This is a genomic window from Shewanella cyperi, assembly GCF_017354985.1.
Classification (GTDB): domain Bacteria; phylum Pseudomonadota; class Gammaproteobacteria; order Enterobacterales; family Shewanellaceae; genus Shewanella; species Shewanella cyperi.
In genome coordinates, this window is sequence record NZ_CP071501.1 from 1,068,037 (window position 1) to 1,092,809 (window position 24,773).

Sequence of the window (24,773 nt, forward strand, 5' to 3'; positions counted from 1 at the left end):
CGTTTCGAATTTGAATTTTGTTCGCTCTGGCTGCTGCCAAAATAACCCAGAAACGTCCACAAGCCCTAAACCGAAGGGGCAAAATCTATGTGATATTTGCCGCGCCATATCTCGGCGGCCTTGGGGCCAAAGTTCAGCAAGCGGATCCTGGCCAGCAGTTTGCGTTCCAGCTCCGGCTGCCCCAGTTCACTGGACACCAGCTCGCAGCGGGACACGCTGCCGTCGGGCTGGATTTCCAATTCAAATACGAACCTGCCCCTGAGGCCCATCTGACTGCGCAATGCCCGCAGGTAAAGGCTGTAAAATGCGGTTTTGTTGCGATCGAATACCAGGGCGATTTCTTCCTGGGTGCGCACCGACAAACTGCTTCCCCCGTCACCGCTGCTGTCATCGGCCGCGGCCCCATCCTGAGTTATTTGGCTGCTGGCAATACCGGCCAACTGAGTGCTGACGCTGGCCACTTCCGTCGCCGCTATGCCGCCGCTGTCGGCCTTGGCCTTGGCGGTAATGAGATCGCGCCGGGTGGCCTTGGCATCACCACTGTCGCCATTTTTCAGTGGCGTTGCGGCAAGGGCGGAGAGATCCAGCGCCTGGCGCAGGGTTTTGAGTGAGTCGGCTGCTGCCATGACACCGCTGCGGGCCGCCTTCTCCCTGGCCTTACGTACCTGTTGTTCGCTGGCCTCGGAGGAGAGCTTGGGCTTTTCGGGTTCGGTCCGGAGCTCGGGTTCCGGCGCTTTTGGCTCGACCAGCTCTGGCTCAGGCAGGGGTTCAGGCAGAGGCTCGGGTTCCACGGGCTTGGTGGGCTCAACCTGCTTTTCCAGCATTAACACCTTGGCCAGTTGCTGTGGCACTTCCTCCAACTTGTCCCGGGTCAATGGGGGGGCCGTTACCCCCTGATCCAGAACCACAAACACCAGCAGGATAGCGCCAACCACCGCAAGCAGCAGCCGCAGCAGACGTTCGGCGCTGCCGGGCTCCTCTGCCCAGGGCAGTACCTGCAGATCGCTTGGATACAGCAATTGAGCGCTCATTGGCCATCCTTGACCGCTTGGCTGATCACCACCATGGAGATGGCTTCATATCCGGCTTCTGTGGCGGTGGACATGATTTTTTTCAATAGCTTATAGGGTATGGCCTTGTCGCCCATTATGGTGAGGGTGCGTTCTCCCTCAACCAGTGGATGCCGCTGCTGCTGATAGGTGAGCTCATCGAACAAGGGCTGAATTAGAGCCTGGGCATCATTCTCCAGATCTGCGGCCTGGGCAATCTTGCGTCCCTGGATACTGATCCCCTGACTGTTGATATGCAGGATCAGGCTGTTGCTGACCGGGGTGTCCACATGGGCCTCCGGCAGGGTCAGTAACTGACTGGGGGGCTGCTGAATATCCGAAGAGTTCACCAGCAGGAAAAACACCAATATAGTGAATATGTCCATCAGTGACACCAGGTTGAGGCCGGGAACCGCTCTTTTTCGGGCCCGCAGCAGACGCCTTTCCTTGGCCGACATGGTCTTGCTCATTGGCTTGCCCCCATGGTTTGCGGCGCGTCGCCCAGGCTTACCTGGGGAAAGAGTTCCTTGAGCGTGCGACGGCCCTGTCCATCAACCCAGATACTGCGGCTGTAGTCCATGGCCTGAATAATGGCTTCATAGGGGGTGTCCGGCTGTGCCAGCACTGTCAGTTGCAGCATATCCGGGAAGCTGAGTTTGATGTTCGCCAGGGCCAGTTGCATGGCGCGAAAATCCCGCCCGCCATTTTCCAGGTTGGGAAAGCGCTGCAGTGGCCCCCTGAGACGATCGTTCAGCACCAGTCCATCGGCGGCCAGAATAAGCTCAAGCTCCGGCTTGTTCTTGGGGGCCGGCGGAGCGGCTTCGGTGGCCGTTTTGGGCAGGCTCAGCTCCAGAATGGAAAGCTGGTTAAAGGCCGCCGACAACAGCAGGAAGGGAATAAGCACCACCATCAGGTTGAGAAAAGCGGTAATGTCCAACTCCGGCGCCGCCCTTTGGCGCCATTTGCGCCTGACCGTCATGGTTGCAATGTCACCTGCTGTTTGGTCACTTCATCAATTTCCGTCAGACCATTGTTGGCGTTTTTGTTGATGTTGATAAGGTTGTTCAGCTTGACCGTCACTATGTCCATGCTGTCGACAATTTCATTGGTCTTGGTGGAAATAAAGGAGTGCAGCAGCAACAGCGGAATGGCGGTGATAAGGCCAAACGCCGTGGTATTCATGGCGACCGAGATACTGTTGGAAAGCAGGTTGGCCTTTTCGGCCGGATCGGCATTGGCCACGGCCGAGAAGGCGGCGATCAAGCCCAAGATTGTACCGAGCAGTCCCAGCAGCGTGGCGATATTGGCAAAGGTGCCCAGAAAGTGGGTACGCTTTTCCAGCTGGGGGATGATTTCCACCAGGCCTTCTTCAAGCATCTTTTCCACTTCGTCGACCTTACGCCCCGACACCAGATGGGTCAGGGTATAAACCAGCACCTTGGATATGTGGGCATCGGAACCGCGGACATATTCCAGTGTGCTCTTGACCTTGCCCTGCAACATCAAGGGATGTATGTGCTCCCAGGCGACCTTGTTGCGGCGCTTAATTACCCCCAGATAGAGATAACGCTCCAGCGCTATGGCCAGGCCGATGGCGAGGGTGATCATTATCGGGTACATAAAGATCCCGCCGTTCTGGATGAAGCGAACTATGCTGTAGAAGTATTCCATATTATTTCCAGATACTTACCTGATGATTTGCGGGCGGATTATACCGTCCTGGCGAAGGAATAAACCATGTCCGAGATCAAGGGGAGTCCCTGTTTGGACAGTCCCAGTCGGCTGTCGCTGTGATCACATCGAAGCGACAGGGCAATTGGGCGGGCTGCCGAACATCCAGGGGGGGCTGTATTCCCGGAAAAGGACTGTCGGCCGCTTTCCAGGGAATGAGGTAGATCACCGCCGGCAACTCCTGATCGCCTGTGATGACAAAGCCGCTGCTGTTGCCCTGGGCAACCGGCTTTGGCGCATCGGTTGTTGCCTCGCCGGAAAGCGGACAGCACAGGGGCAAAATCAGTGACAGCCACAGCCGGGGCTTACTCATTTACGGCCCTCCTGGATAATTCTTCCAGCCAGGGAGTGGCCTCGCTATCACCGCTCTGGGCCAGATACTGGCGGCAGTGAAAGGCGGCCTTTTCCGGCTGCTGCAGGTAAAGGTCGTACAGCAGGGCCAGATTGTAATGGGCGGCAGCGTACCCGGGGGCCTGGGTCAGGGCCTTTGTAAAGTCGGCCTCGGCGGCGCGAAAATCCCCTTCCTGGCGGGCCAGCACGCCGCGAAGATTGAGGGCTTCCGGCATGGGAGCCAAGGCCAGGGCGCTGTCGATGAGGGCTTTGGCCCTGGCGCTATCGCCCCGTTTGTGACTGATGATGGCCAGGTTTAACCTGGCGCCGGGGAGCTTGTCGTCCAACCTGAGCACCTGCTCAAGCAAGGCCTCGGCTCCGTCCAGTTCTCCCTGTTTGAGTTGCCCCATGGCCTGGTTGAACAGTTGCGTCACGGCAGGGTTCAGTTGTGGCCGGGGCTCAGGTGCCGGCGCGGTACTCTGGCAGCCCCACAGCAATACTGTGAGCATCAACAACATTGGCCTAATAAAGTTTTTCAACATAGTCCTCCGTCAATTCGGTTCTGGCGTAGCGGGCCGGCAGCAGGCGTTTGAGCTGCATCATGCTCTGGGCGATCCAGGGGTTGTAAAGACCCTCGGCAATACGGGCCAGATTCAGCTGGTGTAGGGCGATGGCCTTGTCTTCCAAGGGGAAAACCTGCTCTTCCAGCAAAATCTCATATTGCTCCAGCTCCAGTTCATTCAGCCCTTTGGGTGTGGGGGCGCTGAGCAGGGCTTTGGCCAGATCGCCATACAGCAGGCCCATGTGTAATGTGGCTTCGCAGGCAGGCTCTGCCAGCCCCAGGGATACGACCTGGCTGTAGTGGTCAACCGCCTTGCTCATCCACTTCTGGCGCCGCTTGATGGCCCGCTGCAGATCGCCGTTCAATAACTGGGCCTGGGCTTCCTGCTTGAAACTGTGGCCCAGCAGCAGGTGCGCTTTGGCAAACTGTGCTGTCAGGCCTTGCTGGTCCATGGCCAACAACTGCAGCAACCTTTGGCGCTTTTCCGCTTCGTTGTCGGTCATGTTCGCCAGGCGCATCCAGGCTTCAGCCATGTCCGGTTTGCTGCCGGCGCCGCTGGCGATAAAGGCCTGGTACTGCTCAGCCGCAGCCTTGGGGTTATTGGCCTTGTCGTAGTCTTCGGCGGCTTGCCAGTGGGCGGCGGCGCTGAGCGCCTTGTCATCTTGCTTGGCAGCCATCCCGGCCAGCACCGCCGCGGCCTTATTCCAGGCGGCGGTTTTTTCATACAGAAACACCAACTTTTCCGGCACAGTTGCGCTGAGGGCATGATTGGGGAAGCGGCTGGCAAAATCTTCAAAGGCCCTCAGCGCGTCTGGCCAGAGGCCCTGATTCAACTCCAAAGTGGCGGCGTCAAACAGGGCGTTGACGGCGGCGTCCACATGGGGCAGACGTTTGGCCAGGCGCCGGAACAACGTCAGGGCGCTTTGCACCTCGCCGTGCTCACGGGCAATTTCGGCCTGGCGGAAAATGCTTTCCGCCAGGCGGGCCTCGAGCATGGCGACTTGCTCTGTATCGGCGCCTTTGCCCAGCAGGGCTTCATAGCTTTGTTCCGCCTCGGCGTATTGTTGCAGGGCAAATTGGCTGTGGGCCTTGAGGGTAAGGGCAGAGCCTTGTTGTCCGGCGCTCAGGCTCAGGTCAGCGAGCCGCGCCACAGTGGCCAGTACTTTGGGGTGATCTGCGGCGGTGAAGTATTCTTCGGCCAGGGTCAGTCCTATGGTGCCGGCCGAGTCACTGTGCGGAAATTGTGTCAGATGTCGTTCTGCCAGGGTCTGCAGACGCTGGCGCAGCTCGGGTTCGGGGCCTTGTTTGACTTGCGCTTGCTTGAGTAGCGCTTGCAGCCCTTGCAGAGCCCTGTAGCTGGCAATGTCGGCCTTATCGAAGGGGGGCGCGCCATAGGAGGCCCTGACGAAATAGTCTATGGCCTCGACGGCGGCACCGCTGTCATGGAGAGCCTCGGCCAGCAGATATTCAATCCCGGCATCCGGCTGGCCACTGTGGCTCAGCAGGTTTTGGTACCAGCCGATGGCGGCCTGCCAGTCCTCTGGCCGGTTGTGTTTCTGCGCCCTGGCGTGGTGATAGCGGGCCAGTTCGCCCCTATAGGTTGTCAGCACCTTGTCCATCGCCTGGCGTATTTCGTTCGGAGCCTGTTGGCGAAAGGCTGAGTCCTGACCAAATCGTTTGCAGGCGGCGGCTTTTTCCGGCCACACCAGGGAGGGGAATTTGCCATCGCTGTAGGCTTGGATCTTGGCCTGTTGGAATTCAAAGGCGCGCGGAGAGTCCGGATAATTGTCCAGCAGGCTCTGGTAAACGGCGGCGGCATCCTGAAAGCGTGACTTGTTCAGGAAATAGTTTGCCAGCTTCAATGACAGGGGCTCAAAGAAGGGCGGCAGGCTGCCATCGGGGCGTCGCAGGATCTGCAGGCCATCGACGCCATCCAGGTAAGAGAAGGTGATGGCGCTGATCCTGAGTATTTCCTCCAGCCACAAGGCCTGGGCCTGTTGTTCCCGGGAGGACCAATGAAGGCTCAGTAATTCCACAAAGCTGGCGGCGGCCATGGGGTAGTCGCCGTTTTTGAACCTGGACCACCCCAGTTTGTAACTGGCCTTGTCACTGAATTCATCCTGCCCGGTTGACTCCAGGGCGGCATAGCTGGCGCTGGCCGCGGCATAGTCTCCGAGGGAAAATTCGGCTTCGCCCTTGCGGAACATCACCTCGCGCCACAGTGGATGGGCCGGGAAGGCGCTGCCGAAGCGGCCTAGCAGCGAAAGGGACGCTTCCGTGTCCCCCAGCATGTCTTTAACCCGGGCCAACTGATACAGCAGGTTGGCATCTTGCTGCTGTTGCAGCAGCTGCTCCAGCAGCAGTCCGGCGCCGGTCAATAATTCGGTTTGGGGCTCAAGCTCAGTGGTTTGCTCCGCCAGGCGCAGACGCAGGTCGGCTTCCTGATACATGGCCTGGCGCCTGAGCCCGGGGGCCTGGGCCTGGCTGCCCAGCTGGCCAAGCAGGGCCTGCAGTTGTGAATAGTCGGGATCAGCCAAGGACTGCATCTGTTCACCGACTCGGCCGGCACTGGGGCCGGGAGCGGCCGGATCGGCTTCCAGCTTCAGGGTGCTGCTGCTCTTGGCCGCACCATAAAGAGGAGATGCGGCAAGCAATTCCTGGGTCAGTCGCAGCAATTGCGGCTCAAGTTGTGCCAGACGCTGTTGCTCGTCCTGTTGATGGGCCCGGGCCAGTTCATCGGCCAGTTGTACTGTCCTTTGGGTCAATTGTTGCTCAAGCTGTTCCGCCTGTTGGGCACTGGCGATGAGCTTCAGTTTAATCTGTTGCAGGTGGGTGGCCACCAGAGCCTGGCGGTAAACCCTTGGCATTTGCAGCAGGGATTCCAGTTCCTGTTTGGCGCCATCAAGAACCGCATCCGATGGGGCATCCTCTTGCCACCACCTGTGTCCGAAGGCTTGCCCCTGCTCCCAGGTCGACAGGGCGACCAGGAGCCGGTAGCGCACCTGTTGCTCTGCCGGTTGACCTAGCAGCTCGGTCAGCAGCTGCTCCAATTGCAATTGCTTGCCGGCCCTGTCGAGGGTCAACCAGGTTTGTTGTGCCTTGGCTGCCATCTTGTCCCTGAGGTCATTTACCGCGGCATTGAGAGCGTCGGGCTCCTTATCCAGCAGCCTGGCATAGGCCCGGGAGCTGGTGGCAGCGGTGGCCAGCCAGTCTTTGAGTTGTTCGGTCCTGCGCTTGAGCAGCTCCAGTCGCACCAGGTTGAAGGACTTGGGGTTCTTGCCAAGTGGCTGCGCCTGCCACTGGCGCGCCAGCAGTTGCAGCAGGGATTGGCGCAGCTCATTGGCCAGTGCCAGATGTTGGTCCTGGCCAAGCAGGTTCAACAGCGCTGCGGAGGCCTCAATTTGCAGTGGGCCTTCACGGCGACTGAGCCGCAACAGCGCGGGCCTGGCCCGTTCGGGGCTGTCGCTTTGCAATAATATTTGCGCTTCGGTCCACAGCGCCAGGGCTTGTACTTCTGCATCGGGGGGCAGGGTGCGCAGCAGCGACAGTGCCCGCTCTTCCTGTCCCTCGGCCGCAGCAATCCTGGCTTGCAACAAGCGCTGAGCGACAGCGAGTGGGCCGTTTACCGGGCTAATTTCGCTCGCCAGTTCGGTTTGGGCTCTCTGCGGCTGTCCCAGCTGTAATAGCGCCATCGCCCTCAGATAGCTGCCGAGCGAGTCTGTGCCGTCCTGTGGGAGCCAGTCCAACACCTTTTGCCACTGCTGCTGATGTGCCGCCAGCAAGGCGCCAAGACGCCTGGCTGCCGGACTGTCTGTGGCCGTGCTGTCCAGTACCGCCAGGGCCTGGGCGTATTGTTCCTGGTTAAACCAATCACTGGCCAATACCAGGCGTTGGATGGGATCGCCTTTGGCGCGTTCACTTTCTGAGGGTAAGGACAGCAGACCGGTTTTGCCGCTGTGGGCGTCGAGTAAGGTGCCAAAACCCTGGCCGGTTACCGAGACTGAGGCCTGCTGCCATTGCTCAAACAGCGGGGAGAGCCACTGCCATTGCAGATCCAGTGACTCATCGTTGGCGCGCACCTGGGCAGCACCGCCAAGCAGCAGTGCCAGCAGCCACAGGTATTTGGGGCGCCGTTTCACCGTCCGCTCCAGTTAAGCAGCTCTACCTTGTTATTCAACAGGTTGAGACGAATAAACTGGGGGGAGGAGCCCTTATGGAACTGCAGTTCACTGCTGATCACGGGTTGGTTCATGCTGTGCAACAGAATCTTCAGCCTGTGCTCTCCCGGAGGCACCAGGCGGGCCGAAATCGGGGCTATGCCCCTGTCCATGAACTTGAGCAGATCTGCTGTGCTGAACACCCTGTTGGTCACCAATTGCTCATCGAGGAAAACCTCAATGCGTTCCACCAAAATAGCGGCGCCCATTTCCTTGTCGAACATCACAAAGAGCTGATCTTTATCCGGAATGAGGATCGATTCTTCCAGGTCGTAGACCTGTTGCAACAGCGCCAGCGCTTGCTGTTGTACGTGCGTGTCAGCGGCGCCGGCGTTCTGGGTCAGTGCCCAGAGCAGCAGAAGAGAGCGGAGAGCATATTGAGCCTTGAACATACCTGTATTCAGCCGGGCAAGTGCCGTATCAGATGCACAATGGGGGCTAAATCTATCACCGCAGCGCGGCAGAATTTTTGATCTCACAGGGGGTCATGCCAAGAATCAGGCTGAAAACATTACCGAAAACATGGGTATTGTGAAGCGTTTGGCATTTTTCCCGGCCGGCAGGGGGCCGGGGCTCTCAGGGATTAATGTAGTGTCTGAGCAGGTCTTTCCAGGTGACTATACCGACCAGGCTGTCGCCATCGAGTACCACCAGGCTGCCGATATTGTGCTGCAGCAGCAATTTGGCGGCCGAATCCACCGATAGGGAAGGGGGTGCGGTCACCGGATTGCGGCGCATAACCTGATGGATCCGTTTGAGCAGGGTATCGAGGTCGCGGTTGGTTTCGCCTACGGCGCCAATGTGGGGGCTGATGGCCCGCAGCAGATCCCGCTCCGACAGCATGCCGGCAAGGTGACCGTTTTCATCCAGTACCGGCAGGTGGTGGAAGGGGGCTTGTTCGAAGATATCCTTGGCCACCATCAGGCGATCGTCCATTTCCACCGTTACCACCCTGGTGCTCATCAGTTGACCTATAGTGTGTGTCACAGGCGTCCCCCGGCAATCTTCCCTAGTAAGCTATCTATATCAGAAGACTGGCTTTTTTGCTAATCCCCCCGTGGCCGGCAAGCAGGTTCTGGGGGGATTAGCCGGGATTGGCAGGTCTGTGGTCAGCAGTCCGGGTCGGTTTCCGGGCTGAATTCACCCAAATGGCTGTCGATGTAGCGGCTGCGTTTTTTAAACTTAAGGCTGTGGGTATCGACCAACACCAAACCATCGATACAGTCGCCGAAATCCGCGTCTATGCCGAAGGCGGCAAACTGGACTCCGCCTTCTTTGCACAATTCTCCGTATTGCTTGTACAGGGTGGGAATGGCTGCGCCCATGCTGGCCAGGGTTTGTTTGAGGATGCGGAAGTTTTCCTGGTAATCGAGGCCCGGGTACAGGGCATCAAGCTCCTGATTGCGCTCCGGACTCAATTGCATGGGGGTAAAGGATTGGGCCAGATCCACCCTTGCCGGAAACTGACGCAGATAAAAGTGCATCAACATTTCCTTGGCGCCGGCGGGCAACTGATTGCTGATGGATACAGGGCCAAAGAGATAGCGGTACTGGGGATGCCTGGCCAGGAATGCACCTATGCCGTACCAGAGGTAATCCAGGCTGCGTTTGCCCCAGTATTTGGGCTGGACGAAGCTGCGGCCAAGCTCCAGCCCCTGGGCGAAATAGGGGGCGAAGGCCTCGCCGAAACCGAACAGGGATTGGCTGTAGAGTGACTCCGGCCCCTGCAACTCATGAACCTTGCTGGCGCTGGCGAAACGGTAGGCGCCGACGATTTCCAGCGCCTCCCTGTCCCACAGTACCAGGTGTTGGTAATAGGGATCGTACTTGTCGGTGTCGCGGCGCTTGCCGGAACCCTCGCCCACGGCTCGGAAGGCCACTTCCCTGAGCCGACCAATCTCACGCATTATGGGGCTGGCGCCATTGTGCTCGTAGAGATAAATCAGTTTGTTGTCCTGGGTTTGCCCCAGCAATTGACACTGATTCAGCGCGGATTGCAACTCGGCGCGGGACTCGGGATGGGCAATGGCGCTCTGGGTACGGAACAGTGCCGGGCGGTTTTTGCCTATGCGATACAGGTGGTTTTTCAGCAGCCCCACCTTGGTCTTGATGTCAAAGTCATGGGTGTTGAAGGCATCGAAGGGAATAAGCTCACCGATACGGATGGGCATATTGCGTTTGCTCTGGCGGAACATTTCTTTTACCAGCAGCAAACTGGCCAGGGGCTTGTAAATCATCGAAGCGCCGTAGAAGGTAGCCGAGTTTTTGGCATCGGCATACATGGGCAGCAGCGGGGCGCCGCAGGACAGGGCCATGCGCAGGAATCCCGAGTGCCAGTGGGTGTCACGCACGCCGTTGGGCCTTAAGCGTGAGACTTCGCCCGAGGGGAAGATCAGCACTGCGCCATCGTTTTGCAGGTGCTCATGGATTTTATGCAGGTGTTGCCTCGGGGTGCCACCGCCCATGTTGCGTACCGGCAGCAATATGGAGTGCAGCGGTTTCAGTGCCATCAGCAGTTCGTTGGCCACCACCTTGATGTCCGGACGCACTTCGCTGATGAGTTTGATCATCGCCAGGGCGTCGAGGGAGCCTATGGGATGGTTGGCAAAAATCACCACCCGGCCTTCGCTGGGAATATTTTCAATGTCCTTATCCGGCACGCTGAAGCTGAAGTCGAAGCTGGCCAGCACCTGCTCGACAAAATCTACCCCTTGCAGGAAGGCGAACCTATTGGCGATGTCGTTGCATTCCTTCTCGTTCAGCAGGTAGCGCAACATGGCCTTGGTGGGCCGGGCCAACCAGGGGTTTTGGTTCAACTTGGGGAGGTTTTCGGCGACGACATTATCGACGGTAAAAATCATGGGATTCACCTTGTTTCAAACAATCCGGTTTGATGGCTGTTTGCACCGAGCAATTCGGCCGTGTGCAGACAGATTTCCTGTTCGACCCTGGGACCCTGCAGGCCTTCGTCCCAGCGCAGCAGCTGCAGCGTGCCCTGGTGGGTTTCGGCAACCAGGGTGCAGTTTTCAATCCAGTCGCCGTCATTGACGTAGATAAAACCGCCGTGACTGGACAGTGAGGGTTGATGTATATGACCACAGATCACCCCGTCCATGGCCTGGGCCCGTCCGTGGCGCACCGCGGCGTCGCGGTAGCGACTGATGGCCTGTTGCGCCTTGCCTACCCGGCGCTTGAGGTAGCCTGCCAGGGACCAATAGTGGTAACCGAGGCGGGCGCGCCAGTGGTGCAGTTGCCGATTGAGGAACAGCAGCAGGTCATAGAGATGATCACCCAGACGGGCATAGAAGCGGCCTATGCAGACCTCGGCATCAAATTGATCCCCGTGAACCAACAGCAGGCGTTTTCCCGTGGGACTTTGATGCACATAGTGCCCCTGCAGTGCCACCTGCCAGACGGTCAGGCCCGTGTAGGGTTTAAGCAACTCATCGTGATTGCCCGGGATGTAAATCACCTCTGTGCCTGCGCCGGCCAGGGCTATCAGGCGCCTGAGCAGCAGGTTGTGATTTTCGGGCCAGAAGATACGCTGTTTCAGGGCCCAGAAGTCTATGATGTCACCCACCAGATACAGCTTGTCACAGTGGACTTTATCCAGCAGTGCCAGCAGAAAGTCCGCTTTGCAGTCCTTGCAGCCCAGGTGAATATCCGACAGCCACAGGGCGTGAAACCGGGCTTTGTCAGCAGAATCTTTACCCTGGCTGATACTTTTCAGGGGGCCTGTCTTGGCATCTGGCATGGGCCACTGTCTCCCGCAGCGGATATTGGCGCCAGAATAAGGGGCGAGCTTGACCGAATGATGAATTGGCCGTGACGTCTGTGTGACAGTGGCTTGGATGATGCGCAACCACAGTAGGGGTTAGCCCTATGGCTTTAGCTTGTGTCTCAGCTGGCTGGAGTTGGCTGGGCAGTTGCTGATTTGATGATGCTGGCGGGGAGATCTATGGTGAAACAGGCACCTTTGCCGGGGGCCGTCTCAATACGAATGGAGCCTCCCAACACCTGGTTGACCAGGTTATAGACGATATTCATCCCCAGGCCACTGCCGCCGCGGCCACGTTTGGTGGTGAAGAAGGGGTTGAATATTTGCTCGGCAATCTCGGGCTCCATGCCACAGCCATCGTCGCAGTAATTCAGGTGCAGTCCCTGTTCGTCGACACTGATCCTGAGTGCCAATTTGCCGTGACGTTTATCCGGGTAGGCATGAATAATCGAGTTATTGAACAGATTGGAAATGATCTGGTAAAAAATGCCCGGATTGCTGTTGATAATCAGCTTTTGCGGGCAAGAATATGTGTACTCGTGGGGCGTGCGTGACAGCATGGGATTGAGTGACAGGAAGATTTCATCCAGGTACAGGGCCAAGTCAAAGTCCCGCAGTTCCTCATGGGACTGATCCACAGATACTTGTTTAAAGCTGTGGATCAGCTTGGCGGCCCGCTCCAGGTTGGTCAGCATCAGCCGGCAGCATTCGGCGACCTCTCCCTGGTATTGCTGGAAGTCCTCGTGTGCCACCTCGCCTTCTTCATAGGCACGGTTGAATTCCCTCACCCTGTCCTGCAGGTGGGAAGCGGCGGTCACACTGATACCTATGGGGGTGTTGACCTCATGGGTAATACTGGCGACCAGGCCGCCAAGGGTGGCCATCTTTTCCTTGTCCAATAGTTCGTCCCGGGTCAGGCGCAGCTCTTCCAGTGTGGCATTCAGCTCGTCATTGCTCTGTTGCAGCGCCCGGGTACGCTGCCGCACCCTGTCTTCCAGTTCCAGATTCAGTTGTCGCAGGGCGGCCTCGGTTTCTTTCAGGGGCTGGATGTTCTTTATGGTGCCCATAATGCGGTTGGGACGGCCCTGCTCATCGCGGGAAATGACCTTGCCATGGTTCATTACCCACTGCCAGCCGCCGTCAGGGGTCTTTCCCTGGTAACTGACCTCAAATTCATCCTTGCCCTGGTACAGGCAGGCAGACATGGCTTCCTTGGCGGCCTCAATGTTGTCGGGGTGGATCACGGCTTCTATGGTTTGTTGCAGGTTAATCTCTTTTTCCGGGTATCCGAGGAAGGTATTGGACCGGGTCAGGCGTTTTTGGGCAATTTCCCAGTCCCAGAATTCATCGCCGCTGCTCCACAGGGCCTGCTTGAGCCTCTGTTCGCTGGTGGCTATCTGTTCCAGCATCTGCATCTTTTGCTGGTACTTGCGGATACGGATAAGGCTTACCAGAGCCAGCAAACTCAGGAATGCCAGCAGGTAGAAGCTGTAGGCCCACCAAGTTTGCCAGGGAGGGGGGATTACGGCCAGGTCCAGGGGAGTGGTGGGACTCAGATGGCCATTGAGATCCCTGGCCCTGACTTCAAAGCGATATTTCCCCGGAGCGAGGCCGGTAAACACCGCTTTTTGATCGCTGCTGTCGACAATCCAGGTGTCGTTGAGGCCCAGCATGCGGTACTCGTATTTCAGTTGTTTTGCCCTGTGCAGCGAAGGAGTGTGGAAATGCAGCGCAAACTGGGTGTCTTCGTAGCCCAGGCTGATGCTTTTGGCTGCGCTGATGTCCGTATCCTGAGGGTATTTGGGGTGCTGGCTGAGACGCAATGGCCGATTCATCAACTCCAGTTGGTCAATGATGGGGGCTCTGGGGGAGCCCAGTTTCGGCAGGCTGGAGAAGTTCATCCGGTTAAAGCCATTGATCCCCCCCAAATAAATGCTGCCGTCGCTATCGATATAGCTGGCGCCGAAATTAAATTCATTGTCCTGCAAGCCATCTTCTTCGCCAAAGCTATGGATACTGCCATCGTTGAGATCCATGACACTCAGGCCGGTACCCGTGCCTATCCACAACTTTTGCTGCGGATCCAGCTGTAACAAATAGGCGATATCGCCGGCAAGGCCCGAGGTCTGGTTGTAATGCTGTAAATACAGGGTGCGGCTGTCGAGGGAAAAAACGCCGCTGTCGGACGCGATCCACAGCAAATCATCAGCAGTGATAAAAATGGAAAACAGATAGTTGGAAGGCAATGCCGGGACGCTGGTTGTGTTGTAATGGGCTATGGTCCCGTCTGCCGCCAACATGGCCAAGCCTCCACCGTAGGTCGTGAGCCAGTAGCGGCCCTGTCCGTCCTGAACCATACCCAAAACCTGATCATCCGGTAGCTGGGCGCCGCTTATGCTGTCAAAACTGTCCGACTCAGGCAGGTAGCGACCAATGCCACCATCGAGGGTGGTGAGCCAGAATTGCCCCTGGCGGTCAACAAAGCAGCTATATAGGCTGTCACTGGGCAAACTCCCGGGATCTTCACTGTTGTGCAGGTAATGCTTTAGCTGGCCGCGATCGGTATTGAGGATAAACAAGCCTTGCCCCCGGGTGCCTATCCACAATCGACCCTCTGAGTCCTCACGCAAAAAGCCGATAAAGGCCTGGTTAAGCGTGCTGTCCGCCAGACCGTGCTCCCTGAAGCCGGTAATGACGCCGGGTCTGGACTCCAAGGCCCGATACAGCCCGGCCGTGGTGCCAATCCACAGTTGGCCTAACCTATCTCTGTAGATGCTGCGCACATCGGCGTTGGGTAGATTGTTGTCGGTGAAACTCTGGGGATCGACCCGGTTAAGGGCTGCGGCTCCAAGATAGGTTTTGCTCAGGCCCGAATTGCGGGTGCCTATCCACAGCTGGTTTTCATCATCCAGCCACAGTTTGGTGAGGTTCTGGCTCACCAAACTTTGGTACTGGCTGGGGGAGTGCCTGTACCAGCCGGTCAGTTGGCGCTTGGCATCGAGCTGCAACAAACCACTGCCCTGCAGGGCGACCCAGAGGTTGTCCTGGCGGTCACGTTTGATGCTGCTGATGGGCACGGTTTCATTCTGTTTGGGGAAATGCTGGTGGAAGGAGGTCAGCACATGGGTATCTATATCGAAATGCCACAACCCCATGTCCTGAGTACCGAGCCAAAGGTCATTATTGTCTCCATCTTCGATAGCACTGATCTTGTGGTATTTGAGTTCGTCAAAGCTGAGAAATTTTTGCTGCTCACTCTGGTATAGCTGCAGACCGCTTTCTGCCACCAGCCATAGTCTCTGGTATTTGTCGCTGAACAACAGGTGTATGTGATTGCTTGCCAGACCGCTGCCATCCTCCTGACGCACGTGCCGCACCACCTTGCCACTTTCAGGGGAGAACACATAGATACCGTCACCTGCGGTGGCAAGCCATAACATGCCCGCGGCATCTTCATTGATGGCCGTGATGCGTATGCCCGACAGTCCCTGTGCCTTGCCAAACACCTCGAAGGTGTCGGTTTGTGGATGGTACAGGTTGATGTCATTGTTTTCTGTCACCAGCCACAGCTGGCCCCTGTGACTGAGGTAGAGCTGGCTGATGTTGTTGGCCGAGGGGCCATAGGGGGCGTCGCTCTGGCTGTAAACCCGGAAATGATTGCCGTCGAAGCGGTTAAGGCCCGCCTGGGTGGCGACCCAAAGATAACCCTGTTCATCGGTCAGCAGATCATTGACAGTGTTCATCGATAAGCCGTGTTCGGCTTCCAGGGTCTCAAAGCGTATCGATGCCGCCTGACACAGCAGGCTGCAACAGATTAACAAGAGACCCAAGAAGACAGAACCCAAGCGTTGAATCACGGACAGAAATCCTTGATGCGAGTAGTTTAAAGTGTAGAAGCAAATTGTGATTGTGCCAGAGCTGTGCTGGGCAAAAAGCGAGAATTTTCAAGCGTTGGAACGGTATGCGGAATAATTGTGGCGCTATAAAAAAGGGCCGTCAAAGACGGCCCCGTCAGGCTGTTAGCCGTTAGAAAATCAGGTGTGCCATGCCGGCAATCACGGGCAGGGTCACGAGGGTCCGCAGAATGAAGATCACAAACAGCTCCCAGGCGTTAACCGGGATCTTGGAACCTATCAGCAGGGCGCCCACTTCACTCATATAGATGAGCTGGGTGACCGACAGTGCCGCAATCACAAAACGGGTCATGTCCGACGCTATGCCGCTGGCGAGGATGGAAGGGATAAACATATCAGCAAAGCCCACCACTATGGTTTTGGAGGCCTCGGTGGCTTCGGGAATGCCCAGCAGTTCCAGCATTGGAATAAAGGGCAGACCCAGATAATTGAACACCGGAGTGTATTCGGCAATCATCAGCGCTACTGTGCCTATGGCCATGACCACGGGGATGACACCGAACACCATATCGACCACGTTGGTTATGCCTTCATCGACCAGCTCTTTCAGGCCCCCAGTATTGGCAGCCTTGTTCAGCGCCCGATCAAAGCCCCAGGACAGCACGTGGTGCCCCTTTGGCACGGCTTCATCGTCCGGATGACGTGGGGTGCCGTCTATATAGTCATCTTTTTTCCAGCTCAGCGGTGGCAGTTTGGGCACTATGATGGCCGCTGCCAGGCCCGCCAGACAGACGGTCAGGTAGAAGGGCACAAACAGGGCTTCCAGTTTCACCTGGGAGATCACCACCAAGCTGAAGGTAATGGACACAGCCGAGAAGGTGGTACCTATGATGGCGGCTTCCCTCTGGGTGTAAAAGCGGGCTTCATACTGCTTGCTGGTCAGCAATATGCCGACGCTGCCGTCACCGAGCCAGGAGGCCATACAGTCGATGGCGCTGCGACCTGGCAGATTGAATACCGGGCGCATTATCTTGGTCAGCAGGGTGCCGAACAGCTCCAATAGGCCAAAGTTCAGCAGCAGCGGCAGCAACAGGCCGGCAAAGATGAACACAGACAGGAGCACGGGCAGCAGATCGTTCAGCACCAGGCCACCTGTGTTGGCCGAGGTGATGGCTTCGGGGCCCATGCCGCTGAAGGTCATGACGGTAAAGATGGCGCCCAGAATGCGGATTGCCAGCCACATAGGGCTGACATCAAACAGGCCATCCAAAAACTTGTGTCTGAGTAACCACTTAGGCTTGAGCGTCGACGCCAGAATCGACACCAGGGTGCTGAATACCACTATGCCGGTGACCACAGAGGTGGCAGTGTCACCCAGCGCCGCCTGCAGCGCCTTGGAAATGATGGCGATGGGAATGGTAATGGCGTCCTGATAGCTGATGGGAGTCATGAACAGGAACAGGCCGATCAGGGACGGCACCAAAAAGGTGAGTATGGTCCTGATGTTATGGTTTTGTTTTTCGCTTGCCACTTGAGGGGTTACCTATAAATTATTCATTGAGCACCGGTTCTTGCTTCCCGGTTCAACTGCGCGGTCAAGGCAGCGCATGAAGATGCACTATCGTCATGCTGTGGGCCAGGCGCCGGCAAAGAGTACTCTCTTTTGCGTCCCGCTGTAAAACATAAGCCTGCCTGCATGGAGGTCATGCAAACAGCGCCAGGCAAACAGCATAATTATTGAGTCGCAACGACTGGAAATATTCTACCTGTGGATGAAGCGAAACTCACGACCTAATTGTTTGATTAAGAAAGTGTTGTTGATTTGTGTCGGCTTTGTTCTGGTCTCAATTTCCATACCGTAAGAGTTGTGGTTTTGCCGATGGCATTGATGATGAAGGCTTTTAGCTGTGACGCTCAGCAAAAAGGGGCCATTGGCCCCTTTTTGTGTGATTACACCGGATTGTCACAATTGCCGGATGCCGGCCTCACCAAACCAATAGCCGTTACAGCTCATGGGATTCAATATGGGCTTTTGCTGCATGTGCGGCAGTTTCTCATCGGTGGGCGAAATGCGGAAGTAATCCACCCCCATGGCTGCCATGGCATCCCATTCACCGCGCAGATCGACACAGGCCGCCGATTGGGTCTGGATGCCATTAAGGCGCAGCAATGGCTGGTTTTCCTGGGTCTGCACCAACAAGCCGCTGCTGTACTCGCGGCAGATGGTCTTGCAGCCGTCTTTGGCCAGCTTGCGATGGCGGGCGGTAAAACAGCGGGCCGAGTGCGCCAGCGGAATATGGCCGTGACCCAGCACCTCCACCTCCGGGCGAATATCGCCCAAATCGTCCAGTACCTTGGCCAGCCAGTTCCGTGACAGTTCCACCGGCATCACAAAGCGCTGCATCCCCCAGTCGTGCAAACGGCGGACGGCCGCGGCGTTATACAAATTGATGTGGGGGCCACAGACGAAGGGCAATCCGGCATCGCGGGCGTGGAACACGCCGGCCATGTCGTTGGCTTCAATGATAAATTCGCCATTGTCCACCTGGCGCTTCAGCTCGGTCAGCTCGCCGCCGGCCTCGATCAGCGCCAGGGTCGACAGCACCACGTTTTTGCCGGCATCGCGCAGCATGCGTGCCAACTGCAGGTAGTCACCCGTGGTCAGTTCACGGCGGCGACTGCACACCGCCTCCCCCAGATACACCAGCGGAATATCCGTGACCGCCACCTGGGTGTAGAAATCTTCTACCCGACTTTTTTCCCAGCAATAGAGCAGGGGGCCCAAACTCAGTTTCATGTGTTTTCTCCTGCTATTGCCATTGGCGCTCGTAGGCACCCAGGGTTGTTACCTGACCTTCTGACACCTTGGCCAGGGCTTGATCCCACTGGGTCTGGACCTGATAGCGCTCGGGGGCGGCCATAAAGGTATCAATGGCGGCACGCCACACCCGGGTGACCTGTTCCACGTAGGCCGGGCTGCGTTGGCGGCCTTCAATCTTGAGGGATACCACGCCGGCGCGGGCCAGTTCGGGCAGCAGGCTCAGGGTATTGAGGCTGGTGGGGGATTCCAGCAGGTAGCTGGGAGAATCGCTGTCCTCGGCGGTAAAGCGGCCCTTGCACACCACGGGATAGCCTATCTGCTCATTGACCTTGGCCTTGTCTATCAACACATCGTTAAGACGCGTCATGCGATTGCCGTCTTCTTCCTGCCAGCGCACCGCGTTGGCCGGTGAACAGGAGCCGCCGGTGTTGGGAGACTGGCCGGTCACATAGGATGACAGGTGGCAGCGGCCTTCGGCCATGATGCACAGGCTGCCGAAGGCAAAAACTTCCAGGTCCACTGGACTGTCCTTGGCCAGATCCCGCACCTGCTTCATCGACAGTACCCGGGGCAGCACGGCGCGCTCGATATTGAAGGCCTGTTTGTACAGCGACAGGGCGCCATGGTTGGTGGCGCTGGCCTGGACACTCAAATGCAGCGGAATATGGGGATAGCGGCTGGAGGCGTAATCCAGCAACGATAAGTCGGCGACGATCAGCGCATCGGCATTGACCTTGGCGGCCAGGTCCACCGCATGGTACCAGCGCTGTTCCTCTCCGGGCTTGGGGAAGGTGTTGAGCGTCATATACAGCTTCTTGCCGGCTCCGTGGGTAAAGCGCGCCGCTTCCTCAAGCTTTTCCGGGGTGAAGTTGAGGCCGGCAAAGGAACGGGCATTGGTGTCGTCCTTCAGGCCCAGGTAGATAGCGTCGGCACCGGCCTTGATGGCGGTCTTCAGGGCTGCCAGATTCCCTGCCGGACATAACAATTCCATGGCGTGATTCTCTTGTTGTAGGAAAAGACTGTGGCGAAAAACTGCGGCGAGTGTAGCGGGAATTGAATGCGCCGGAATTGATATAAAACAGGTTTGGGATCAAAAAATGCCGCTACACTGTGAGCCATTTCATTACCCCTGTTGCGAGTGAGGAGTTTATGTCGTTGAAATGGACCAGCCAGTTACCTGCTACCCTGGTTAACCGGGCGCCGGGTATCCTCAAGCGTCCCCTGGGCCATGTGCCCTTTGTGCTCAAGGCCAACCTGATCCGGCCGGTGCTGGAATACCTGTTCCGCGACCATGCCCGCGGCGGCGAGCTGGATTTTTTGCAGGATCATTGGGTTGGGATCAGCGTCCTGGACCTGGGACTGGAATTTGATGTCAGCTTCCAAGGCCAGTGGCGGGTGCGTCCCCGCGGCGAAACCTCGGTACGCTTCAGCGCCGCCTCCCCCGAGCTGCTGCTGATTGCTGCCGCCAAGGAAGATCCCGACACCCTGTTTTTCCAGCGTAAATTGGCCATTGAAGGGGATACCGAGCTGGGACTGGAAGTGAAAAACCTGTTGCTCGGCGTCGAGTTTGATTCCTTACCCGGACCGGTACGTCTGGCGCTGGATAAGTTGGCGACCCTGGTCATGCACAGCCGTGAGCCCGAGCTGGCCGGCCAGCATTAAGGCTAACACTATTGGATTGGCCCCCTGGGGCCATAGACTGAGCTGTCTGGCTTGAGCCTTACAGCTTGCCCGTCAGGCGGGCATATTTGACCAGCAGCTCATCCTGACTCTCGGGATGGGCCGGATCCGGGTCTATACAGTTGATGGGGCAGACCGACACGCAGGTGGGTTTGTCATAATGGCCGACGCATTCGGTGCAGCGCTCGGGATCGATTTCATAGATTTCGCTCCCCATGCTGATGGCCTGGTTGGGACACTCGGGTTCGCACATATCGCAGTTGATACAGCTGTCGTCGATAATCAGGGCCATTCACTTCCTCGGATACTACTTTTCCCCGCCTTTGGTAGTTTAGGCTCGGGCGTCACTAAAACCCGCTGATTGTACCATGGGCAAGGCGCCAATCCCTAGTCTGTATCGGTGCTGACGCTATGGCCAGTTTCGGGCCGTTGAAACCCGGCACTGAGAGCCTGGAACGTTTTTGAGTTCCCTTGCTTTTGCTGGCGCGGCTCAATAGGGCTCTTTTCGAAAAAGCTCTTTGTGGCCCTCTTAAAAAGTAGTCTTCGACAGTGCGTTGCAGCTTCTCTGACCAGGTGCACAGGCCAGTGAAGAAACGGTGAACATTCAAAACGCCAGAATCTGTTACTCAGTCCAAATACATAGGCCCTGCATTGCAGGGCCTATGTTATTCAGGGCTTATGTTATTCAGTGCGTAAAGCCTTAATCGGCTTGGGATACGGTCTGGGCGTCGTGTGGATTGCGGGTATCCTGGCCCAGCTCCAGGTTGCGCAGCAGTATTGCTTTTTCAATTTCCACTTCGGCGGGTACCGGCAGATACACTGTATGACCCGAGCCCAGACCGGCTTCGACGGCTTCACCCTTGCGGTTTTGCAGTGTGTCTATGGTGAGGCTGATGTTGCCCTGGGGGGTCATCAGCTCGACGCTGTCACCGACGCTGAACTTGTTCTTCACCTCGATTTCCGCCATGCCTTCGCCATTGCGCTTGCCGGTGAATTCGCCCACAAACTGCTGGCTGTCGCTGACCGAGTAGCCATAGTCGTAGTTCTGGTATTCATCGTGTACGTGGCGACGCAGGAAGCCTTCGGTATAGCCGCGGTGTGCCAGGCCTTCTAGGCGGGTCATCAGGCTGCGATCGAAGCCGCGACCTGAGGCGGCATCGTCTATGGCCTGACGATACAACTGAGCGGTGCGGGCCACGTAGTAGAAGGACTTGGTGCGACCTTCAATCTTGAGCGAGTCCACCCCGATGCGTGCCAGGCGTTCCACGTGCTGGATGGCACGCAGATCCTTGGAATTCATTATGTAGGTGCCGTGCTCGTCCTCGAAGGCAGGCATATATTCGCCCGGGCGGTTACCTTCCTGCAGCAGGAAAATCTTGTCTGTGGCCGGGCCCTGACCCAGGGTTGGGGTCTCAAGCTGCACCGCGCTGTCTGGGGTGTGAATGGCGACCACGTCACCGGTCTCGTTTTCCGTGGCCTCGTGGGCATCGTATTTCCAGCGACAGGCGTTGGTACAGGTGCCTTGGTTGGGATCGCGCTTGTTGATGTAACCGGACAGCAGGCAGCGGCCTGAGTAGGCCATGCACAGGGCACCATGGACAAACACTTCCAGCTCTATGTCGGGACAGCGCTGACGGATCTCTTCGATTTCATCCAGCGACAGTTCCCGGGACAGGATCACCCGCTTGATCCCCTGGGTCTGCCAGAACTTGACCGAGGCCCAGTTGATGGCGTTGGCCTGCACCGACAGGTGCACCACCTGCTCGGGGAAGGCTTCGCGCACCATCATGATAAGGCCGGGATCGGACATGATAAGGGCGTCAGGCTGCATGGCCACCACGGGCGCCATGTCGTCGATATAGGTCTTCAGCTTGGCGTTGTGCGGTGCTATGTTGCTGACCACATAGAGTTTCTTGCCAAGTGCATGGGCCTCTTCGATACCGGTTTTGAGGTTTTCCAGTTTGAAATCGTTATTGCGCACCCTCAGGCTGTATCTGGGCTGACCCGCATACACGGCATCGGCGCCATAGGCAAAGGCGTAACGCATGTTCTTCAGGGTTCCGGCGGGGGACAAGAGCTCAGGTTTAAACATAAAGATTCCCGATAAGGCTTTAAGGGTGGACGCGGTGCGCGGGGGCGGTATTTTACCCAAGGAAACTGGGGTTATGCAAATAAGCCGGCGCCGGCCGGGCTGGAGAATATCGGTCGATTTGATTAAAATCTCTGTGAACTCATGGTCTTTGCTCTATGATGGTCGGATATCTTGAGCAACACCCCCGGTCGGTGGATTTTTAAACCGTCTCTGTCAGTGGGGGCTGATATACTCATCGCTATATAACAATATTCACGGAACAGATTTGGGAGTAAAGATGTCAAGCGAACATCTGCTTTTGGTCAGTCTTTTGAAAAAGCTCAAGGACGACGCCCTGGTACTGCCCACCTTGCCCGAGGTCGCCATGCGGGTGCAAGAGGTGGTCGGCAGAGCCGATTCCAGCCTGAAACAGGTGGCCGAAATCATAGGTCAGGATGCGGCCATGTCGGCCCGTATCATCAAGGTGGCCAACAGCGCCCTCTACAGTCGTGGCGTCAAGGCGGAAAACATCAACAACGCCGTGACCCGTATCGGTTTGACCCAGATTAAGTCCATCGCCACCTCAGTGGCCATGGAGCAGCTGTTTATTTCCACCAACGAAATGGTGTGGGAAGTGATGGACGAAGTGTGGCGCACCTCCATTGACGTGACCGCTGCGGCTTGTGCCATGCTGCTGATTTACAATAAAAAGCATCCGGGCAGTGGTTTGAACTACGACACCCTGACCCTGGCGGGTCTGGTGCACAATATCGGTGCCTTGCCGGTGCTGACCGAGGCCGAGGCCCATCCACACCTGTTCAACAGCATAGAGCAACTGCGGGCGCTGGTGCGCAAGATGCAGGGGCCGCTGGGCCGGGCCGTGCTCAAGAGCTGGGACTTTGCCCCGGAAGTGACGGAAGTGGTGGAGCGCTGGGCCGATCTGCACTATCTGCCCGAGCACGTCACCTATCTCGACTTTATTCGTGCTGCGGCCTTCTATGTGGGCGAGCTCAGGGCCGGCCATGAGCTGGAGGAGCGCCTGGATGTGTTTGCCCAGCGGGGCCTGCCGGTGACGCCGGACGATCTCGCCGGTGAAGCCTTCCTCGACAGTTTCCACTCCATCAAGGCCAGTTACGAGTAAGACACACTGACTACCCGGTGCAGTGCACCGGGGTTGCGTTCCCGGAGGGGCCTATGTTGTACCTGTTGCTCCTGTTGGCTCTGGTCATACTCTGTGGTCTTTGGTGGCGCAGCGCCCGTAACCAAACGCAATTTTTACAGCAGCTTACCCAGGCCCTTTTGCAACAGAGCCAACAGCGCACACCGCTGATCTTAAAAAACATTCCCCCCGTGTTTGAACCTTTGAGTCGTGCCCTGCAGGAATTGTTGGAGCAGTTGCCGGCCAACAATGGCCGTGACCGCTTGACCGGACTGCCCAATCGGGTGGGGTTCAAGCGGGCCATGGTGCCCCTGATGCCACTGACTGCCGGGGCATTTGTGCTGCTGGATGTGCACAGATTCCGCTTTATCAACGACTTGTTTGGTTTCGCCTTTGGCGATCAGTTGTTGGTGGCCTTTGCCGAACGCTTGAAACAGTTGCATCACAGCCCCAGGTTTATCGCCCGTCTCGATGGCGACGAGTTTTTGCTGCTGTTTGATGAGCCCATGGATGAGTCCGCTCTCAATGGGCTCAAAGGGCGACTACAGGTGCCTTTTAAAATCCAGGACACCCTGGTCAGCCTAAAGCTGCATTTGGGGGCATTGGATCTCGAGCGCTTCCACACCGACATCAGCCAGATGCTCAGACGCCTGGATTTGGCGCTGAAGAAGGCCAGACGGGCACAGGATGGCCTGGCTTGCTACGCCGAAGGCGATGATGTGGCCCAGCTCAGGGAACTCAAGATAATCAACAGCCTGCCCAAGGCGCTCAAAAGTGGCCAATTGTATCTGGTGTATCAGCCCAAGTTTTCGATCAAGGCCCAGGGGTGCGATCAGTTGGAGGCGCTTATTCGTTGGGATCATCCCGAGTTGGGGCGGCTGTCACCGGCGGAGTTTATTCCGCTGGCCGAATATGCCGGTGCCATAGGCCTGGTCAGTCATTGGGCCTTGGAGCAGGCTTTGGCACAGCAACAGCGTTGGTATGCCGAAGGCTTAAGGGTTCGGGTGGCAGTGAATCTGTCCGCCGGTGATTTGGAGAACCTTGCCCTGGTGGAAGAAGTACAGGACCGTCTGGCGCACTATGATTTGCCGGGGGAGGCGCTGGCACTGGAAATTACCGAGGGCAGCCTGATGAACAATCTGCACCAGGCCGGTGCCATGCTCATTCGGCTGCGCGCCTTGGGGATCAAGGTGGCCATAGATGATTTTGGTACCGGCCACTCGTCACTGGCCTACCTCAAGCACTTGCCGGTGGATGAGGTCAAAATAGACCGCTCCTTTTTGCTGGGCATGGAAAATGATGAAAGCGCCAGGCAGATCCTGCACACCAGCATCAAGTTGGCGAGACAACTGGGGTTTGAGGTAACAGTGGAAGGGGTGGAGACCCAAAACCAGCTGCGCACCCTCAAGGCCATGGGCGCCGACAGAATTCAGGGCCTGCTTATTGCCTCACCCATGCAGGCGCCGGAGTTGGAAAGTGCCCGCGAGCGGCTGCAGTTACCAAGGCAAGCTGAGGCCTGAA

At 57.4% G+C, this 24,773-nt stretch carries 19 protein-coding genes and 1 pseudogene; 3 read left to right on the plus strand and 17 right to left on the minus strand.

The window, feature by feature from the left end; all coding sequences use genetic code 11:
• Positions 1 to 65: 65 nt before the first annotated feature.
• The 15 genes and pseudogenes from JYB84_RS04520 to ubiU form a co-directional block, all read right to left on the minus strand.
• Positions 66 to 1,031 (minus strand): AgmX/PglI C-terminal domain-containing protein, encoded by a 966-nt coding sequence (locus JYB84_RS04520; RefSeq protein WP_207322249.1) that lies wholly within the window; start codon positions 1,029 to 1,031, stop codon positions 66 to 68.
• Positions 1,028 to 1,519, minus strand: a complete 492-nt coding sequence (locus JYB84_RS04525) for an ExbD/TolR family protein (RefSeq protein WP_228290881.1) — start codon at positions 1,517 to 1,519, stop codon at positions 1,028 to 1,030. Before JYB84_RS04525 ends, JYB84_RS04520 begins: the two co-directional genes overlap by 4 nt.
• Positions 1,516 to 2,028 (minus strand): ExbD/TolR family protein, encoded by a 513-nt coding sequence (locus JYB84_RS04530; protein WP_207322250.1) that lies wholly within the window; start codon positions 2,026 to 2,028, stop codon positions 1,516 to 1,518. The genes JYB84_RS04525 and JYB84_RS04530 overlap by 4 nt, the downstream gene beginning before the upstream one ends.
• Complete coding sequence (locus JYB84_RS04535; RefSeq protein WP_207322251.1) at positions 2,025 to 2,720, minus strand: MotA/TolQ/ExbB proton channel family protein; 696 nt, start codon at positions 2,718 to 2,720, stop codon at positions 2,025 to 2,027. Before JYB84_RS04535 ends, JYB84_RS04530 begins: the two co-directional genes overlap by 4 nt.
• A gap of 76 nt (positions 2,721 to 2,796) precedes the next feature.
• The gene (locus JYB84_RS04540) at positions 2,797 to 3,093 is read right to left on the minus strand and encodes a hypothetical protein (protein ID WP_207322252.1); all 297 of its coding nucleotides are present in this window, start codon (positions 3,091 to 3,093) and stop codon (positions 2,797 to 2,799) included.
• Positions 3,086 to 3,652, minus strand: coding sequence for a tetratricopeptide repeat protein (locus JYB84_RS04545; RefSeq protein WP_207322253.1), 567 nt, complete (start codon positions 3,650 to 3,652; stop codon positions 3,086 to 3,088). The genes JYB84_RS04540 and JYB84_RS04545 overlap by 8 nt, the downstream gene beginning before the upstream one ends.
• Positions 3,633 to 7,811 (minus strand): tetratricopeptide repeat protein, encoded by a 4,179-nt coding sequence (locus JYB84_RS04550; protein ID WP_207322254.1) that lies wholly within the window; start codon positions 7,809 to 7,811, stop codon positions 3,633 to 3,635. Before JYB84_RS04550 ends, JYB84_RS04545 begins: the two co-directional genes overlap by 20 nt.
• Positions 7,808 to 8,281, minus strand: a complete 474-nt coding sequence (locus tag JYB84_RS04555; RefSeq protein WP_207322255.1) for a hypothetical protein — start codon at positions 8,279 to 8,281, stop codon at positions 7,808 to 7,810. Before JYB84_RS04555 ends, JYB84_RS04550 begins: the two co-directional genes overlap by 4 nt.
• A gap of 184 nt (positions 8,282 to 8,465) precedes the next feature.
• A complete protein-coding gene (locus JYB84_RS04560) occupies positions 8,466 to 8,852 on the minus strand; it encodes a CBS domain-containing protein (protein ID WP_207323099.1) in 387 nt (128 codons plus the stop codon).
• A gap of 146 nt (positions 8,853 to 8,998) precedes the next feature.
• Positions 8,999 to 10,762: pseudogene (locus JYB84_RS04565) on the minus strand (GNAT family N-acyltransferase); the annotation flags it as partial.
• Entirely contained in the window at positions 10,756 to 11,643 is an 888-nt protein-coding gene (locus JYB84_RS04570; RefSeq protein WP_207322257.1) for a UDP-2,3-diacylglucosamine diphosphatase, read from the minus strand. The gene JYB84_RS04570 and the pseudogene JYB84_RS04565, both read right to left, overlap by 7 nt.
• A gap of 146 nt (positions 11,644 to 11,789) precedes the next feature.
• Positions 11,790 to 15,524 (minus strand): two-component regulator propeller domain-containing protein, encoded by a 3,735-nt coding sequence (locus tag JYB84_RS04575; RefSeq protein ID WP_207322258.1) that lies wholly within the window; start codon positions 15,522 to 15,524, stop codon positions 11,790 to 11,792.
• Positions 15,525 to 15,693: 169 nt separating this feature from the next.
• Positions 15,694 to 17,052: a YjiH family protein gene (locus tag JYB84_RS04580; protein WP_207322259.1), complete on the minus strand. Its 1,359-nt coding sequence runs from the start codon at positions 17,050 to 17,052 to the stop codon at positions 15,694 to 15,696.
• Between the two features lie 432 nt (positions 17,053 to 17,484).
• Entirely contained in the window at positions 17,485 to 18,318 is an 834-nt protein-coding gene (locus tag JYB84_RS04585; RefSeq protein ID WP_207322260.1) for a U32 family peptidase, read from the minus strand.
• A gap of 13 nt (positions 18,319 to 18,331) precedes the next feature.
• Entirely contained in the window at positions 18,332 to 19,333 is a 1,002-nt protein-coding gene (gene ubiU / locus JYB84_RS04590; RefSeq protein WP_207322261.1) for a ubiquinone anaerobic biosynthesis protein UbiU, read from the minus strand.
• Positions 19,334 to 19,491: 158 nt separating this feature from the next.
• On the opposite strand from ubiU, the gene ubiT reads away from it, so the two are divergent.
• Positions 19,492 to 20,004 carry a ubiquinone anaerobic biosynthesis accessory factor UbiT gene (ubiT, locus tag JYB84_RS04595; protein WP_207322262.1) on the plus strand — a complete coding sequence of 171 codons (513 nt, stop codon included), beginning with the start codon at positions 19,492 to 19,494 and terminating at the stop codon, positions 20,002 to 20,004.
• A 58-nt stretch (positions 20,005 to 20,062) separates the two neighbouring features.
• Here the strand turns inward: ubiT and JYB84_RS04600 are convergent, their stop codons facing one another.
• Together JYB84_RS04600 and trhP are read right to left on the minus strand one after the other, a co-directional pair.
• Complete coding sequence (locus JYB84_RS04600) at positions 20,063 to 20,314, minus strand: YfhL family 4Fe-4S dicluster ferredoxin (RefSeq protein ID WP_207322263.1); 252 nt, start codon at positions 20,312 to 20,314, stop codon at positions 20,063 to 20,065.
• A 408-nt stretch (positions 20,315 to 20,722) separates the two neighbouring features.
• The gene (trhP, locus tag JYB84_RS04605) at positions 20,723 to 22,114 is read right to left on the minus strand and encodes a prephenate-dependent tRNA uridine(34) hydroxylase TrhP (protein ID WP_207322264.1); all 1,392 of its coding nucleotides are present in this window, start codon (positions 22,112 to 22,114) and stop codon (positions 20,723 to 20,725) included.
• Positions 22,115 to 22,391: 277 nt separating this feature from the next.
• On the opposite strand from trhP, the gene JYB84_RS04610 reads away from it, so the two are divergent.
• Positions 22,392 to 23,234 (plus strand): HDOD domain-containing protein, encoded by an 843-nt coding sequence (locus JYB84_RS04610; protein ID WP_207322265.1) that lies wholly within the window; start codon positions 22,392 to 22,394, stop codon positions 23,232 to 23,234.
• Between the two features lie 53 nt (positions 23,235 to 23,287).
• On the plus strand, positions 23,288 to 24,772 hold the full coding sequence (locus JYB84_RS04615; protein WP_207322266.1) for a putative bifunctional diguanylate cyclase/phosphodiesterase: 1,485 nt from the start codon (positions 23,288 to 23,290) through the stop codon (positions 24,770 to 24,772).
• The last annotated feature ends 1 nt before the right edge of the window (position 24,773 follow it).